The 14315-nt window shown below is 72.0% G+C and carries 18 protein-coding genes; 4 read left to right on the top strand and 14 right to left on the bottom strand.

Going from position 1 to position 14315, the window contains the following annotated elements; all coding sequences use genetic code 11:
* Positions 1–76: 76 nt before the first annotated feature.
* From ABD120_RS11885 to ABD120_RS11875, 3 genes are all read right to left on the bottom strand, one after another.
* Positions 77–622, bottom strand: a complete 546-nt coding sequence (locus ABD120_RS11885; RefSeq protein ID WP_343949850.1) for a Trp biosynthesis-associated membrane protein — start codon at positions 620–622, stop codon at positions 77–79.
* Positions 619–957, bottom strand: a complete 339-nt coding sequence (gene hisI, locus ABD120_RS11880) for a phosphoribosyl-AMP cyclohydrolase (protein ID WP_343949849.1) — start codon at positions 955–957, stop codon at positions 619–621. Before hisI ends, ABD120_RS11885 begins: the two co-directional genes overlap by 4 nt.
* Positions 958–1158: 201 nt before the next feature.
* Positions 1159–1494 carry an STAS domain-containing protein gene (locus tag ABD120_RS11875; RefSeq protein WP_343949848.1) on the bottom strand — a complete coding sequence of 112 codons (336 nt, stop codon included), beginning with the start codon at positions 1492–1494 and terminating at the stop codon, positions 1159–1161.
* Positions 1495–1657: 163 nt separating this feature from the next.
* On the opposite strand from ABD120_RS11875, the gene ABD120_RS11870 reads away from it, so the two are divergent.
* Positions 1658–2038 carry an ATP-binding protein gene (locus ABD120_RS11870; protein ID WP_343949847.1) on the top strand — a complete coding sequence of 127 codons (381 nt, stop codon included), beginning with the start codon at positions 1658–1660 and terminating at the stop codon, positions 2036–2038.
* Between the two features lie 78 nt (positions 2039–2116).
* Here ABD120_RS11870 and ABD120_RS11865 read toward each other — a convergent pair whose 3' ends face one another.
* Positions 2117–3886 carry an ABC transporter ATP-binding protein gene (locus ABD120_RS11865; RefSeq protein ID WP_343949846.1) on the bottom strand — a complete coding sequence of 590 codons (1770 nt, stop codon included), beginning with the start codon at positions 3884–3886 and terminating at the stop codon, positions 2117–2119.
* Positions 3886–5667, bottom strand: a complete 1782-nt coding sequence (locus ABD120_RS11860; protein ID WP_343949998.1) for an ABC transporter ATP-binding protein — start codon at positions 5665–5667, stop codon at positions 3886–3888. The genes ABD120_RS11865 and ABD120_RS11860 overlap by 1 nt, the downstream gene beginning before the upstream one ends.
* A gap of 117 nt (positions 5668–5784) precedes the next feature.
* Here ABD120_RS11860 and ABD120_RS11855 point away from each other — a divergent pair, with 117 nt between their 5' ends.
* The 3 genes from ABD120_RS11855 to ABD120_RS11845 all read left to right on the top strand — a co-directional run bounded on the left by ABD120_RS11855 (position 5785) and on the right by ABD120_RS11845 (position 8181).
* Positions 5785–6414 carry a TIGR03085 family metal-binding protein gene (locus ABD120_RS11855; protein WP_343949845.1) on the top strand — a complete coding sequence of 210 codons (630 nt, stop codon included), beginning with the start codon at positions 5785–5787 and terminating at the stop codon, positions 6412–6414.
* 183 nt (positions 6415–6597) lie between these two features.
* The gene (locus tag ABD120_RS11850) at positions 6598–6759 is read left to right on the top strand and encodes a hypothetical protein (protein ID WP_343949844.1); all 162 of its coding nucleotides are present in this window, start codon (positions 6598–6600) and stop codon (positions 6757–6759) included.
* A 60-nt stretch (positions 6760–6819) separates the two neighbouring features.
* Positions 6820–8181 carry a glutamine synthetase family protein gene (locus tag ABD120_RS11845; protein WP_343949843.1) on the top strand — a complete coding sequence of 454 codons (1362 nt, stop codon included), beginning with the start codon at positions 6820–6822 and terminating at the stop codon, positions 8179–8181.
* Positions 8182–8185: 4 nt separating this feature from the next.
* Here the strand turns inward: ABD120_RS11845 and hisF are convergent, their stop codons facing one another.
* Genes hisF through hisD form a run of 9 tightly spaced genes read right to left on the bottom strand, consistent with a single transcriptional unit; the run spans position 8186 to position 14169 of the window.
* Positions 8186–8950 (bottom strand): imidazole glycerol phosphate synthase subunit HisF, encoded by a 765-nt coding sequence (gene hisF, locus ABD120_RS11840; protein ID WP_343949842.1) that lies wholly within the window; start codon positions 8948–8950, stop codon positions 8186–8188.
* On the bottom strand, positions 8947–9351 hold the full coding sequence (locus ABD120_RS11835) for a Rid family hydrolase (protein ID WP_343949841.1): 405 nt from the start codon (positions 9349–9351) through the stop codon (positions 8947–8949). Before ABD120_RS11835 ends, hisF begins: the two co-directional genes overlap by 4 nt.
* 18 nt (positions 9352–9369) lie before the next feature.
* Positions 9370–10092, bottom strand: coding sequence for a bifunctional 1-(5-phosphoribosyl)-5-((5-phosphoribosylamino)methylideneamino)imidazole-4-carboxamide isomerase/phosphoribosylanthranilate isomerase PriA (gene priA, locus ABD120_RS11830; protein ID WP_343949840.1), 723 nt, complete (start codon positions 10090–10092; stop codon positions 9370–9372).
* The gene (locus tag ABD120_RS11825) at positions 10093–10422 is read right to left on the bottom strand and encodes a hypothetical protein (RefSeq protein ID WP_343949839.1); all 330 of its coding nucleotides are present in this window, start codon (positions 10420–10422) and stop codon (positions 10093–10095) included.
* 7 nt (positions 10423–10429) lie between these two features.
* Positions 10430–11059 (bottom strand): imidazole glycerol phosphate synthase subunit HisH, encoded by a 630-nt coding sequence (gene hisH / locus ABD120_RS11820; RefSeq protein WP_343949838.1) that lies wholly within the window; start codon positions 11057–11059, stop codon positions 10430–10432.
* Positions 11053–11208 (bottom strand): hypothetical protein, encoded by a 156-nt coding sequence (locus ABD120_RS11815; RefSeq protein WP_343949837.1) that lies wholly within the window; start codon positions 11206–11208, stop codon positions 11053–11055. Before ABD120_RS11815 ends, hisH begins: the two co-directional genes overlap by 7 nt.
* Positions 11205–11798, bottom strand: coding sequence for an imidazoleglycerol-phosphate dehydratase HisB (gene hisB / locus ABD120_RS11810; protein WP_343949836.1), 594 nt, complete (start codon positions 11796–11798; stop codon positions 11205–11207). Before hisB ends, ABD120_RS11815 begins: the two co-directional genes overlap by 4 nt.
* Positions 11795–12865: a histidinol-phosphate transaminase gene (locus tag ABD120_RS11805; RefSeq protein WP_343949835.1), complete on the bottom strand. Its 1071-nt coding sequence runs from the start codon at positions 12863–12865 to the stop codon at positions 11795–11797. The genes hisB and ABD120_RS11805 overlap by 4 nt, the downstream gene beginning before the upstream one ends.
* Positions 12862–14169 carry a histidinol dehydrogenase gene (gene hisD, locus ABD120_RS11800; protein WP_343949834.1) on the bottom strand — a complete coding sequence of 436 codons (1308 nt, stop codon included), beginning with the start codon at positions 14167–14169 and terminating at the stop codon, positions 12862–12864. Before hisD ends, ABD120_RS11805 begins: the two co-directional genes overlap by 4 nt.
* Positions 14170–14315 lie beyond the last annotated feature (146 nt).

Raw genomic sequence — 14315 nt, 5'->3', positions numbered from 1 at the left:
AGTCAGGCCAATCGGGACAAGCCTAATGAGAAACCCAGCGCCGTACGGAAGCCCGTCGATTTGGGACTGGCCGTATTCACCGAGTGGGGTCGTCGCCCCGGTCCATGGCGTCCCAGATCGCCCGCTCGCCCTTGACCTCGGACGGCCCGGCCTCGCGCCGGTAGCGCGCCGACATGCCGCCCCATGAGCGCCCGCGCACGACGGCGGCCACACCTCCGGCCAGCACCAGCGCCGCCCCGATCGCCGCCACCGAGGGCCACAGCGGCATCACCGTGTAGGTGTAGCCGGACAACCCCATCAGCAGCGCCTCACCGCGCGCCCAGGCCGACAGCCCGGCGTCGGTGACCCCGCGCCACACCAGCACGGCCAGCCCGGCGCCGCACAGCGCGATCACCGCGCCGACCACCTGGCGCCCGGCGCCCTTGGTCGCCAGCACCGCGACCACACCCGCCAGCGCGGCCAGCGCCACCGCCTGGAGCCCGCCCGCCACCATGCCGCCCTCGGCGTACGCCGCGGGCATGCCCTTCATGTCGGCGCTCGCCCACCTCTGGGCCACCGACCACAGCACCAGCAGGGACCCGGCCCCGACGGCGGCGGCCCACAGCCACGCGGCGCGCCTCATGGCAGCAGCACCCCCGCGTCGAAGCAGGTGCGGTCGCCGGTGTGGCAGGCCGCCCCCACCTGGTCGACCTTGAGGAGCACGGTGTCTGCGTCGCAGTCGAGCGCCACGGACTTGACGTGCTGGACGTTGCCCGAGGTCGCGCCCTTGACCCAGTACTCGCCCCGGCTGCGCGACCAGTAGGTGGCCCGGCCGGTGGTGAGGGTGCGGTGCAGCGCCTCGTCGTCCATCCAGGCGAGCATGAGCACCTCGCCGGTGTCGTACTGCTGCACGACGGCGGGCACGAGCCCGTCGGCGTTCCTCTTCAACCGCTCGGCGATTCCAGCGTCCAGCCCCATGGCCTCCATTGAACCAGCAACCCGGCCGTGGGCCCGCCCCAGCGTCCGTGGCTGTGTCCGTGGCTGGGGCCGTGAGGACGGCGGGCGCGGGCGGCGAGGAGGATCACCCTGGAGGCCGCCCGCCGTGAACGGCGGGTGGCGCTCAGGACGGCGGGCGCGGGCTGCGGGCAGGGTGGCGGACAGGGCGGCCGCGCCGTACGGTCAGGCCAGGGCCTGGCTGAGACTGTCGTAGATCGGGAACAACGGCGCCAGGTTCGTACGGCGCAGCCGCCGCAGCACCTGCCCGTCCGGGGCGACCAGCGACAGGCTGCCTTCGAGCGCGTCGAGGACGGCGCGCAACCGGACCAGCGCCCCCAGCCCCGTGGTGTCGATGAACGTCAGACCGCTCAGGTCGAGCACCAGTCTCGGCCCGTGCGATCGGACGGCGGCGTCGAACGCCGCCCTGACCTGGCCGACGTTGTCGGCGTCGACCTCGCCGGCGAGGGTGAAGACGGTGAGGTCCCCGTGGCGCCGCCGCGACATTTCCAGCACATCCACGTCGTTGCTCCTCTGAGAGGACGGATGCGGGCCCCACACGCAAAGTAGCATCCGTCACACAGCGTTCGAAAGAGAGCGCGATGCGTGATCGTCGACAGTGTCGTACTCTCGGCGGGATACGCGTGTGGCGGAGGGGACAGGTACCCCCTTTCCGGAGCAGGGCATGGATCAGGGGCTGCGGGTGGACTTCACCCGGGGGCGGATGGCCGGCGTACGCGCCTCGGTGCGCGAGTACGCGGCCGGTCACGGCCTGGCCGGCTGCCCGCTGGAGGATCTCGTGCTCGCCGCCGGCGAGCTGACCACCAACGCGGTCCTGCACGGCGGCGGGCGCGGCACCCTGCGGATGTGGACGGCGGGCGGGCGGCTGTGGTGCGAGGTCCGAGACGACGGGCCGGGGGTGGCCCGCCCGGTGCCCGCCGACGCGCCGGACCCGGCTGAGGCGGGCGGGCGCGGCCTGTGGCTGACCCGCGCGCTCTTCCCCGACCTCGCCATCACCGGCCCCGGCGCCGTGGTCACCTTCTCCGCGCCGCTCGCGAAGAGGTAGACCGGCGCGACCACACCCGCGACGCCGACGAGCACGCCGACGACGAATCACCGGCCGGCGGGCGCAGTGCCCGGGATCTCAGGAGTGCGCCGCCGATACCCACGAGGCGTGCAGGTCGGCGTAGACGCCCGGCTCGCGCACCAGGTCCCGGTGCGGTCCGCGCTGCACCAGCCGCCCCGCGTCGAAGACCAGGACCTCGTCGGCGTTCTCCGCCGTGGACAGGCGGTGGGCGATGGACACGGCGGTCCGCCCCCGCGTCACCCCTTCGAGCGCCCGCGCCAGCCGTACCTCGGTGGCCGGGTCCACCGCCGAGGTGGCCTCGTCGAGCAGCAGCAGGTCCGGGTCCGCCAGGTAGGCGCGGGCCAGCGCCACGAGTTGCCGCTCCCCCGCCGACAGCGACTCGCCGCGCTGCCCGACCGGCGTCGCCAGTCCGGACGGCAGCCCGTCGAGCCAGTCGTCGAGCCCGAGTTCGGACAGCGCCCGCGCGATCTGCTCGTCGCCGGCATCGGGACGGCCGTACCTGATGTTGTCGGCGAGCGTGCCGTCGAACAGGAACCCGTCCTGCGGCACCATGACGACGCGCTCGCGCAGCGAGGAGAAGCGCAGGTCGCGCAGGTCGCGCCCGTCGATGGTGACGCGGCCGGAGATCGGGTCCATCAGCCTGGTCAGGAGCTTGGCGAAGGTCGTCTTGCCGGAGCCGGTCTCGCCGACGACGGCGATCCGCGAGCGCGGCGGCAGCTCCAGCGTGATGTCGCGCAGGACGGGCTCACCGCCCGGGTAGGCGAAGTGCACGTCCTCGAAGGCGACCGTGATGGGGCCGCGCGGCAGTTCGACGCCGGCGTCGCCGGGGTCGGCGACGTCCGGCGGAGTGTCGAGGACTCCGAGAACGCGACGCCAGCCGGCGACGGCGTTCTGGGCCTCGTTGAGCACCTCGGTGGCGATCTGCAGCGGCGCGACGAACAGCGTCACGACGAACAGGAAGGCGATCAGCTTTCCCGAGGTGATGTCGCCGGCCAGGCCCAGGTGGACGCCGAGCACGACGATGCCGCCGATGGCCAGCGCCGCGACGATCTCGGTGAGCGGGAAGACCAGGCCGACGATGGTCTGCGCCCTGATCTGGGCGCGGCGGTTGGCGTCCACGGCCCGGTCGATGCGCTCGCCGGTACGGCCCTCGGCCGCGTACGAGCGGATGACGGCGGCGCCGACGACGGACTCGCTGACGGCGGCGAGCATGTCGCCGGTGCGCTCGCGCACGATCGTGTAGGCGCGCGAGAGCATCCGCTGGAAGCGCGGCAGCGCGATCATGAGCGGGACGAAGCAGAGCCACACGAGCAGCGCGAGCTGCCAGGAGTAGACGAACATCAGGGCGCTGGCGACGACGAGCTGGCCCAGCGCCACGATGCTCATCAGGCCACCCCACTGCATGAAGGTGCTGATCTGGTCCACGTCGCCCGTGACGCGAGAGACCAGGGCGCCCCTGCGCTCGGTGTTCTGGGTGAGGACGGACAGGTCGTGCACGTGCCTGAAGCCGCGCACCCGCAGGCTCGCCAGCGACGACTCGGTGGACTTGTACAGGCGGACGTTCATGAGGTAGCCGGCGACGGCGGTCAGCACGACCGCGGCGGCGCACAGCGTGACGGCGGTGTAGATGTAGCCGAGGTCGGGACGGCCGTCCTTCAGCCCGACGTCGATCGTCTGCTGCACCGCGATCGGGACGATGACCTTGCCGACGGTGGCGAGGACGGCCAGCAGCAGGGTCCCGGTCAGCCCCTTACGGAACTCCGGGGTCAGTGCCAGGCCCTGCCGGATGGTGGCCAGCGCGGATCGGTCCACTCCTTGGAGCGCCATCAGGCCGTGACCTCTTCTTCCTGTGTGCTGTCCTCTGCGGCCCGATCGGCCTCTTCGCGCTCGTAGGCCGTCACCAGGTCGCGGTAGCCCGCGCAGCGGGCCAGCAGTTCCTCGTGGGTGCCACGGTCTCCGACGCGGCCCTTGTCGAGGTAGACGACCTCGTCCGCCAGGGCGATGGTGGCCATGCGGTAGGCGACGACGACCGTGGTCGAGGACTCGGCGCTGTCGCGCAGACCGAACAGGATCTTGGCCTCGACCTGCGGATCGACGCTGGAGGTCGCGTCGTCGAGGATGAGCAGGCGGGGCCTGCGCACGATCGCGCGGGCCAGCGCGATGCGCTGGCGCTGGCCGCCGGACAGCGACGTGCCGCGCTCTCCGACTCGGGTGTCGACGCCGTCGGCGAGCCGGTCGACGAAGCCGTCGGCCTGGGCCAGGCGCAGGGCGGTCCACACGTCCTCGTCGGGCACGTCGAGGCCGAGCGTGACGTTGCCGCGCACGGTGTCGTCGAACAGGAACGTCTGCTGCGGCACCAGCGCGGCCGCACCTGCGACGGCGCCGTAGGACAGCTCGCGCAGGTCCACCTCGTCGAGGCGGACGCCGCCCCGGTCGGGGTCGACCAGCCGTACGAGCAGCTGCGCCAGGGTGGACTTGCCCGAGCCCGTGGGGCCGACGAGGGCGACGGTCCGGCCGGGGGCCACCTCGAAGCTCACGTCGTGCAGGACCTCCGCCTCGCCGTAGGCGTAGTGGACGCCCGCGACGTCCAGTGCGGCGGGCCGGGATGCGGGCAGGCCGGTCCGGCCGTACTCCATGGAGCCGCTCGCGTCGAGGACCGAGCGCACCCGCTCCCAGCCGACGACGCTGCGGGGCAGTTCGGCGAGGACCCAGCCGAGCGCCCTGATGGGGAAGGCCAGCAGGGTGAACAGGTAGGCGACCTGGACCAGTTCGCCCGCGTTGACGGCGCCGGACGACAGCCGGGCGGCGCCGACGGCGAGGACGATGAGCACCCCGAGCGTCGGCAGCGCCTCCAGCAGGGGGTCGAACAGGCCGCGCACCCGGCCGACGGCGATGTTGGCATCGCGCAGTTCGTGGGCGCGGCGCCGGAACCGGTCGGTCTCCAGGGCCTCGCGGCCGAGGGTCTTGACGACGAGGGCGCCGTCGAAGCTCTCGTGGGCGATCTCGCTGACCTCTGCGCGCAGTTGCTGGGCGCGCGTGGCGAGCGGGCTGAGCCTGCGCTGGTAGACGAGGTTGAGGACGGCGATGGCCGGGAAGATCAGGAAGCCGACGAGGGCCAGCACCGGATCGGTGAGGACCATGCCGATCGCCGCCGTGAAGAGCATGACGATCACGCCCACGGCCATCGGCAGCGGCGCCAGCGGCGCCCACGCGGCCTCGGTGTCGGAGCTGGCGTTGGACAGCAGCTGGCCGGTCGGGTGCCGGTGGTGCCAGGCCAGCGGCAGCCGGAGGTACTGCTTGGTGACGTCGCGGCGCGAGCGCGCCTGCATCCGGTACTGCACGACGCCGGCGAAGATGCGGCGCCCGGCGATGCCGATCGCCTTGAGCGCCGCCGTACCCATGATCAGCAGGAATGCCGTCCACAGTGTGCCGTCCACGGTGCGGCCCTGCGCGAAGGCGGGCAGGACGGCGTTCTCCGTCGCCCACCCGAGGGCCCACGCGGAGGCCACGGTCATACCGCCGTACAGGCCACTGGCCAGTACGGCGATCGCGAACACCGCCTTCTCCGTGCGGACGGCCACTCCGAGGACGCCGAGTCCTTGACGCATGACGGCCGAGGTGACCTTGCTCGCCACTCGGGGGGATTCCCTTCACTGGGGGATATTTCTTCCTAAGTGACTATCACGGCTGGATGCCCGGTTATTCCCCGCCGGTACGCTGGCAGGGTGACTCACGCCCGCGCCGAACGCGCCGCGCTCAGCGACCTCCTCGACCAGGTGGGCCCCGACGCCCCGACGCTGTGCACCGGATGGACCACCTACGACCTCGCCGCCCACCTGGTGCTGCGCGAGCGGCGCCCGGACGCCATGCCCGGCATCGGGCTGCCCCCGCTGGCCGGCTACACCGCCTCGGTCCAGCGTGCCCTCAAGGCCAGGCACCCCTACCCCGAACTGGTCTCCCTCGTCCGCAAGCCGGGCGGTGCGTACAAGCTGCTGCCGATCCTCGACAGCACGGTCAACACCCTGGAGATGTACGTCCACCACGAGGACGTCCGCCGCGCCCGGCCGGGCTGGGAACCACGCGAACTGCCCGAGGACTTCGAGCGCCTGATCTGGAACCGGCTCGGCATGACCGCCAGGCTGATGCTGCGCAGGTCGCCCGTCGGCGTCGTGCTGCACCGCCTCGGCGGCGGGGTGACGCTCGGCGGCAAGTCCGACGGCCCCAAGGTCGAGGTCACCGGCAGGGCCGGTGAGCTGCTGCTGTTCTGCTTCGGCCGCCAGCAGCACGCCCGTGTCGACCTGACCGGCGACGACGAGGCCATCGCCCGGCTGATGAGCGCCGGGCTCGGCGTCTAGGACGCCCTGGGAAGAAGTCATGCAAGATCTCACGGTGTAGCGGGGGCCCAAGACGGGGTAAGGGGATTACCATGGCTTGGGAAACAAGCCCCCCGGTTAAGATCAGGAGCATCTTCGCCGAAGATGCCGATGATCGCCCAGATCCGGGTATATACGGCTGGGAATGGACTGCAGGAGGCCCCCATGCAGGTCAAAAAGGTGGCGACGTACGTCGGGGTGGCGTTCGTGGCCTTCTACCTGTTCACCAAGCCGACTCAGGCCGCCGCGGCCGTGAACGGCGTCTTCGACGGGATCATCAACGGAGCCAACCAACTAGCCCTCTTCTTCAGCAGTGTGCTGACCTAGCGCCCCTCCTGTCTGCGGGAAATGCTTCCGCGCCCCCGCGGTTCGTGCTACCCAGGCAGGATGGGAGATCGTCGAAGCGTCAGCAAGACCCGTCAGCCGGATCCAGCGGTACGGCGCATCCTCGAACGCGCCGAGATCGAGGGCATCCAGCTGATCCGGTTCCTGTACACCGACCACGGTGGAGTGACGCGCGGCAAGGCGGCGTCCAGAGCGCGGCTGGCCGAGCGGCTCGACACCGGCATCGGGCACACGGTGGCGATGATGGCGATGAACATGCTCGACCAGTTGCAGGAGGTCGAGCAGCTCGGCCCCGTCGGCGAGGTCAGGCTCGTACCCGACCCCGCGACCTTCGTCCCGCTCCCCTACGCGCCCGGCGCCGCGGCCATGCTGTCGGACCTGCGCCACCAGGACGGGACGGCATGGGGCGCCTGCCCGCGCACCTTTCTCAAGGACGCGATCGGCGTCCTCGCGGCCGAGGGCTACTCCCTCGTCGCCGCCTTCGAACCCGAGTTCACGCTCGGGCGGCGCCTGCCCGACCCCTCGGGCGGCCACGACCGGCTGGTGCCGCTCGATGACAGCCTCTGCTACGCCACCACCGGCTTCGACACCGCCCACGACTACACGATGCGGCTGGTCGAGGCGCTGGAGACACAGGGGCTGCGGGTCGAGCACTACCATCCGGAACTCGGCGCCGGTCAGCAGGAGCTGTCCGTCAGGCACACCACGGCGCTGCGGGCCGCCGACAACCACGTCATCTACCGCGACACCGTGCGCGGGGTGGCCTCCCGCATGGCGATGTGGGCTTCGCTGGCCCCCAAACCGCTGGCCGACCAGGCGGGCAACGGCACCCACCTGCATCTGTCGCTGTGGAACGAGGACGGCAACGTCTTCGCCGCAGACGAGGACGTGCGCTCCTGGTTCATCGGCGGGTTGCTCGCCCATCTGCCCGGCCTGGTCGCGCTGACCTGCGCCAGCGTCAACAGCTACCGTCGCCTGGCGCCGCGCATGTGGTCCAGCGCCTACGCCGTCTACGGGCCGGACAACCGGGAGGCGGCCGTACGCGTGTGCTCGCCGCTCGGCGACAGCGGCGAGCTCAACCTGGAGCTGAAGCCGTCCGACTCCTCTGCCAACCCCTACCTGGCGCTCGGCGCCGTCATCCACGCCGGCCTCGACGGCATCAGGCGCCGGCTCGACCCCGGCGACCCGGTCGAGGTGGACCCGGCCACCGACCCCGACCGCTACCCGCGCCTGCCCGGCTCGCTGAGCGAGGCGCTCGACGCGCTGGAGGCCGACGAGGTGCTCATGGCCGCGCTCGGCCCGCTGCGCGCCCGCGCCTACCTGGCCGTCAAACGCTCGGAGGCGGCCTCCTTCGGGGCGAAGGACACCGCCTACGAACTCTTCCACCACATGCGGGTGTTCTGACCTGTCAGCCGCGCACCGGCAGCCCCGCACCGCGCAGGGTCTGCTTCACGTCGGCGATCTTCAGGGTGCCGAAGTGGAACACCGACGCGGCCAGCACCGCGTCGGCGCCCGCCTCGATCGCGGGCGGGAAGTCGGCCGGCTTGCCCGCGCCGCCGCTGGCGATGACCGGCACCCGCACGACCGCGCGCACCGCCCTGATCATCTCCAGGTCGTAGCCGTCGAGGGTGCCGTCGCCATCCATGGAGTTGAGCAGGATCTCGCCCGCGCCCAGTTCCTCGCCGCGCGCCGCCCACTCGACGGCGTCCAGGCCGGTGCCCCGGCGGCCGCCGTGCGTGGTGACCTCGAAGCCGCTGGCCGTGCCCGGCGCCCGCCGGGCGTCGACCGACAGCACGATGCACTGCGCGCCGAAGCGCCGCGACGCCTCCGTGAGGAGTTCGGGCCGGGCGATGGCCGCGGTGTTGAGCGCCACCTTGTCGGCGCCCGCGCGCAGCAGCCGGTTCACGTCCTCGGGCGCGCGGACCCCGCCGCCCACCGTGAGCGGGATGAACACCTGCTCAGCCGTGCGCCTGACCACGTCCAGCATGGTCTCGCGCTCGCCGGAGGAGGCCGTGATGTCGAGGAAGGTCAGCTCGTCCGCGCCCTCCTCGTCGTAGCGCCGAGCCAGTTCGACCGGGTCTCCGGCGTCGCGGAGGTTCTCGAAGTTGACGCCTTTGACCACCCGGCCGGCGTCCACGTCCAGGCACGGGATCACCCGTACGGCCACGCTCATGCTCGTTGTGCCTCGATCTCGATCTCGACCAGCATCCGAGGGTCGACCAGCCCGGCCACCCGCACACCCGTGCAGGCGGGGCGGACCCGGCCGAAGACCTCGCCTATCGCCGCGCCGACCTGGTCGAAGTGGTGCTGCTCGACCAGGTAGTAGCGGACCATCACCACGTCGTCCCTGGTCAGCCCGCCCGCCTCGACGGCCTCCAGGGCGATGCTGATGGCGGTCATGCTCTGCCAGAAGGGGTCGCCGAGGTGCTGGACCTCTCCCTCCACCGTAGCCGTGCACCCGGAGACCACCACCCGGTCGCCGACCACCACGGCCCTGGCGTAGCCGTACTTCTCCTCCCAGACGCCGCGCGAGAACACCCTCGTCCCGGCTCTCTCCATGCTGATGTTGCGCATCACGCTCCTCCCGACGGGTTAGACGCGGACCGCATCCAGCGCGCTCTCCAGCGTGAAAGCCCGAGCGTACAGCGCCTTGCCCACGATCGCCCCCTCAAGACCGGAGGGAACCAGGGACGCCAGGGCGACGAGGTCGTCGAGGCTGGAAACCCCGCCGCTGGCGACGACCGGCCGCTCGGTGCGCGCGCAGAACTCGCGCAGCAGGTCGAGGTTGGGGCCGCGCAGAGTGCCGTCCTTGGTCACGTCGGTGACGACGTAACGGGCGCAGCCGTCGGCGTCGAGGCGCTCCAGCGTCTCCCACAGATCGCCGGCGTCCTGCGTCCAGCCCCTGGTCGCGACGGTGGTGCCGCGCACGTCGAGGCCCACCGCGATCCGGTCGCCGTGCTCGGCGATGATCTTGCGGGACCAGTCGGGGTGCTCCAGCGCGGCGGTGCCGATGTTGACCCGGCGGCAGCCGGTCGCCAGTGCGGCCGCCAGTGAGGCGTCGTCGCGGATGCCGCCCGACAGCTCCACGTCGACGTCGAGGCGGCCGATCACCTCCGCGATCAGCTCATGGTTGGAGCCCCTGCCGAAGGCCGCGTCGAGGTCGACCAGATGGATCCACTCCGCCCCCGCCTCCTGCCAGGCCAGCGCCGCGTCCAGCGGGGCGCCGTAGCCGGTCTCCGTACCGGCCTCGCCCTGCACGAGACGGACGGCCTGACCGTCCACCACGTCCACGGCTGGAAGCAAAACAAGCGACATTCAGATCCTCCGGTTGAAAACAAGGGTCACGAGGACAGGTACCACCAGAACGGACAACACCAGCGACGCGAAGCTGACCGAGGCCGAACGCCACACCAGCCACGCCACCGCCTGCACGATCATGAACAGGCCGAGCACCAGCAGGTTCTGCAGACGGCGGCGCCGCGCCAGCAGGCCGCCCTGCCGGGCGTACCTGACGGGGCGCGGCGAAAGACGCGCCCAGAACGCCCGGCGCCTGGACGCGCGCGCCTGCCGCTGCTCGTTACGCCGGGCCGCCTCGGCCCGCTCGGCCTCACGCAGGGCGCGTCGCCGCGCCCGCTCCTTGCTCACCGCCCGGTCACAGGGTGCCGAGCCAGTTCTTCAGCAGCGCCGCACCGGCGTCGCCGGACTTCTCGGGATGGAACTGCACCGCCGACAACGCGCCGTTCTCGACGGCGGCCACGAACGGCACGCCGTGCTCGGCCCAGGTGACCAACGGCTCGCGGAAGCCGTCGCCGGTGCTCAGCTCCCAGTGGCGCACGCCGTAGGAGTGCACGAAGTAGAAGCGCTCGGCCTCGACGCCGTCGAACAGGGCGCTGCCCGCCGGGGACTTGACGGTGTTCCACCCCATGTGGGGCAGAACGGGCGCGTCCAGGCGCTCGACGGTGCCCGGCCACTCGCCGCAGCCCTCGGTCTCGACGCCGTGTTCGACGCCGCGCGCGAACATCACCTGCATGCCGACGCAGATGCCCAGCACCGGGCGCCCACCGGCCAGGCGGCGGCCCACGATCTGGTCGCCGCGCACCCCCCGCAGCCCGCTCATGCACGCCGCGAACGCGCCCACCCCGGGCACGACCAGCCCGTCGGCCTCCAGTGCGGCCTCGAAGTCGGCGGTGACGGTGACCTCGGCGCCCGCCCGTGCGAGAGCCCGCTCGGCGGAACGCAGGTTGCCCGAGCCGTAGTCGAGGACGACGACGTTCCTCACCACCACAACACCCCCGCGGTGATCGCCATGACGCCGCCGACGGCACAGAGGATCGCGCCCACCTTCAGCCCCTGCTTGAACAGCGAGTAGACGCCGCCGAACAGGAAGATGCCGATGAACACCATCGCGTAGGCGATGAGATTGTCGCTCACAGCACGCCCTTGGTCGACGGGACCCCGCTGGCACGCGGGTCCGGCTCGCACGCCGCGCGCAACGCCCTGGCCAGCGCCTTGAACTGCGCCTCGACGATGTGGTGGGCGTTGCGGCCGTACGGCACGTGCACGTGCAGGCAGATCGCGGCCTGCGCCACGAAGGACTCCAGGATGTGCCTGGTCATCGTGGTGTCGTAGGAGGGGCCGATCAGCGGCGCCATGCCCGACGGCTCGGAGTGCACGAGGTAGGGCCGCCCCGACAGATCGACGGTGACCTGCGCGAGCGCCTCGTCCAGCGGGCACGACGCACTACCGAACCGCGTGATGCCCGACTTGTCGCCCAGCGCCTCGCGGAAGGCCCCGCCGAGCGCCAGCGCCGTGTCCTCCATCGTGTGGTGGGAGTCGATGTGCAGATCGCCCTCGGTCTTGACCGTCAGGTCGAACAGCCCGTGCTTGCCGAGCTGGTTGAGCATGTGGTCGAAGAAGCCGACCCCGGTCGAGACCTCCACCCGGCCGGTGCCGTCGAGGTCCACCTCGACCAGCACGGACGTCTCCTTGGTTGCCCGCTCCACGCGGCCGATGCGACTCACAGCACTCCTTCCAGCGCGGCCCGGAAGGCCGCCATCTCCTCATCGGTGCCGATCGAGACCCGCAGCCACTCGGGCGGGCCGACCTCACGGATGAGCACTCCTCGTTCCAGCAGCTTCTCCCACACCGCCCTGCGGTCGGGAAAGCGGCCGAACAACACGAAATTGGCGTCGGAGTCGGCGACCGTCAACCCCTGGGCGCGAAGCCAGGTCACCGTCTCGTCGCGCGAGCGCCGCAGCGCGTCGACGGTGCCGAGCAACTCCTCGCGGTGGCGCAGCGCCACCCTGGCCGCCGTCTGCGTCAACGTGGACAGGTGGTACGGCAGCCGCACCAGCAGCAGCGCCTCCACCACCGCCGGGTGGGCGGCCAGGTAGCCGAGCCGGGTGCCCGCCATCGCGAACGCCTTGGACATCGTCCGTGTCACGATCAGCCTCGGGTGCTCGGGCAGCAGCGACAGCGCCGACGGCACCCCCTCGCGGCGGAACTCGGCGTACGCCTCGTCGACCACCACCATGCCGGGCGCCGCGGCCAGCACCCGCCGGATCGTCTCCAGCGGCAGCGCCGTACCCGTCGGGTTGTTGGGCGAGGTCAGGAACACGATGTCGGGCCGGTGCCGCTCGACCGCCGCCACCGCCCTCGCGGCATCCAGCGTGAAGTCGTCCTCGCGCAGCCCGTCGACCCACTCGGTACTGGTGCCGCCGGTGATGATCGGGTGCATCGAGTACGACGGCTCGAAGCCGAGCGCGGTGCGCCCGTGGCCGCCGAACGCCTGCAGGATCTGCTGGAGCACCTCGTTGGAGCCGTTGGCCGCCCACACCTGCTCGGCGCGCAGCCCGTGGCCCAGGAAGTCCGCCAGGTCGGCGCGCAGTTCCAGCGCGTCGCGGTCGGGGTAGCGGTTGAGCCCGCCCGCCGTGCGGCGGACCTCCTCGGCCAGGTCGTCGACCAGGCTCTTGGAGGGCGGGTAGGGGTTCTCGTTGGTGTTGAGAAGGACCGGGACCTCGATCTGCGGGGCGCCGTACGGCGACTTCCCCCGCAGGTCGTCGCGGATGGGCAGGTCATCGAGGTTCACGACGGCACCTCCCAGTCGAAACGCGCCCGGATCGCGGCGCCGTGGGCGGGCAGGTCCTCGGCGTCGGCCAGCACGCTCACGTGCGCGGCCGCCCCGGCCAGCGCCTCACGTGTGTAGTCGACCACGTGGATGCCACGCAGGAACGTCTGCACCGACAGGCCACTGGAGTGACAGGCACAGCCGCCGGTCGGCAGCACGTGGTTGGAGCCGGCGAGGTAGTCGCCCAGCGAGACCGGCGCGTAGGTGCCCACGAAGATCGCGCCCGCGTTGCGCACCCGCGCGGCCACGGCGGCGGCGTCGGCGGTGTGGATCTCCAGGTGCTCGGCGGCGTAGGCGTCGACCACCTTCAGCCCGTCCTCAAGATCGGCGACCAGCACGATGCCGGACTGCCGCCCGCCCAGCGCCTCCGCGACGCGCTCACTGTGCTTGGTGGCCGCGACCTGCACCGGCAGCTCGCGCTCGACCGCCTCGGCCAGCTCGACGCTGTCGGTGACCAGCACCGCCGCGGCGATCACGTCATGCTCGGCCTGGCTGATCAGGTCGGCCGCCACGTGCACCGGATCGGCGCCCGCGTCGGCCAGGATCGCGATCTCGGTCGGCCCCGCCTCGGCGTCGATGCCGATGCGCCCCTTCAGCAGCCGCTTGGCCGCCGCCACCCAGATGTTGCCGGGACCGGTGACCATCGTCGCGCGCTCGCACTCCTCGGTGCCGTAGGCGAACATGGCGACCGCCTGGGCGCCGCCCGCCGCGTGCACCTCCTCGACCCCGAGCAGCGCGCACGCCGCCAGGATCGTCGGGTGCGGCAGCCCGCCGAACTCGCGCTGCGCGGGGCTCGTCACCGCCAGCGACGCCACCCCCGCCTCCTGCGCGGGCACCACGTTCATCACCACACTGGACGGGTACACGGCGCGCCCGCCCGGCACGTACAGCCCCACCCGCTCCACAGGCACCCAGCGTTCGGTCACCGTGCCGCCGGGGACCACCTCGGTCGTGGTGTCGGAGCGCCGCTGGTCGCGGTGGACCTTCCTGGTCCGCCTGATCGACTCCTCCAGCGCCTCGCGCACGCGCGGGTCGAGCTCGCGCAGCGCCCGCTCCAGCTCCGCCGCGGGCACCCGCGTGGCGGCGATCTCGACACCGTCGAACCTGGCGGTGAGCTCCCGTACGGCCACCGCCCCACGATGGCGCACGTCCTCGCAGATGGGCCGCACCTTCTCCAGGGCGGCCTCGACGTCGAGTTCGGCGCGGGGCAGCACGTCGCGCAGGTCGGCCGGCAGGCCGCCGCGCATGTCGATACGGGAAATCACCCGTCCAGTCTACGGAGTTCCGGCACCGGCACCGCTCCCTTCCACGATCCGGACGCGACACGGGCCGTTCGTCGGCCGGCACAGTCCGTCGCCGCGCTTTCGTGGAACCGCACGAAGTACCGGCGCCCCCCGGCGACGGAGGGTTG

The sequence above is a fragment of the Nonomuraea longicatena genome (genome assembly GCF_039525605.1).
GTDB lineage: Bacteria > Actinomycetota > Actinomycetes > Streptosporangiales > Streptosporangiaceae > Nonomuraea > Nonomuraea longicatena.
Note: the sequence above shows the minus strand (reverse complement) of the source record. Positions and strands in the feature narration are given on the sequence as shown.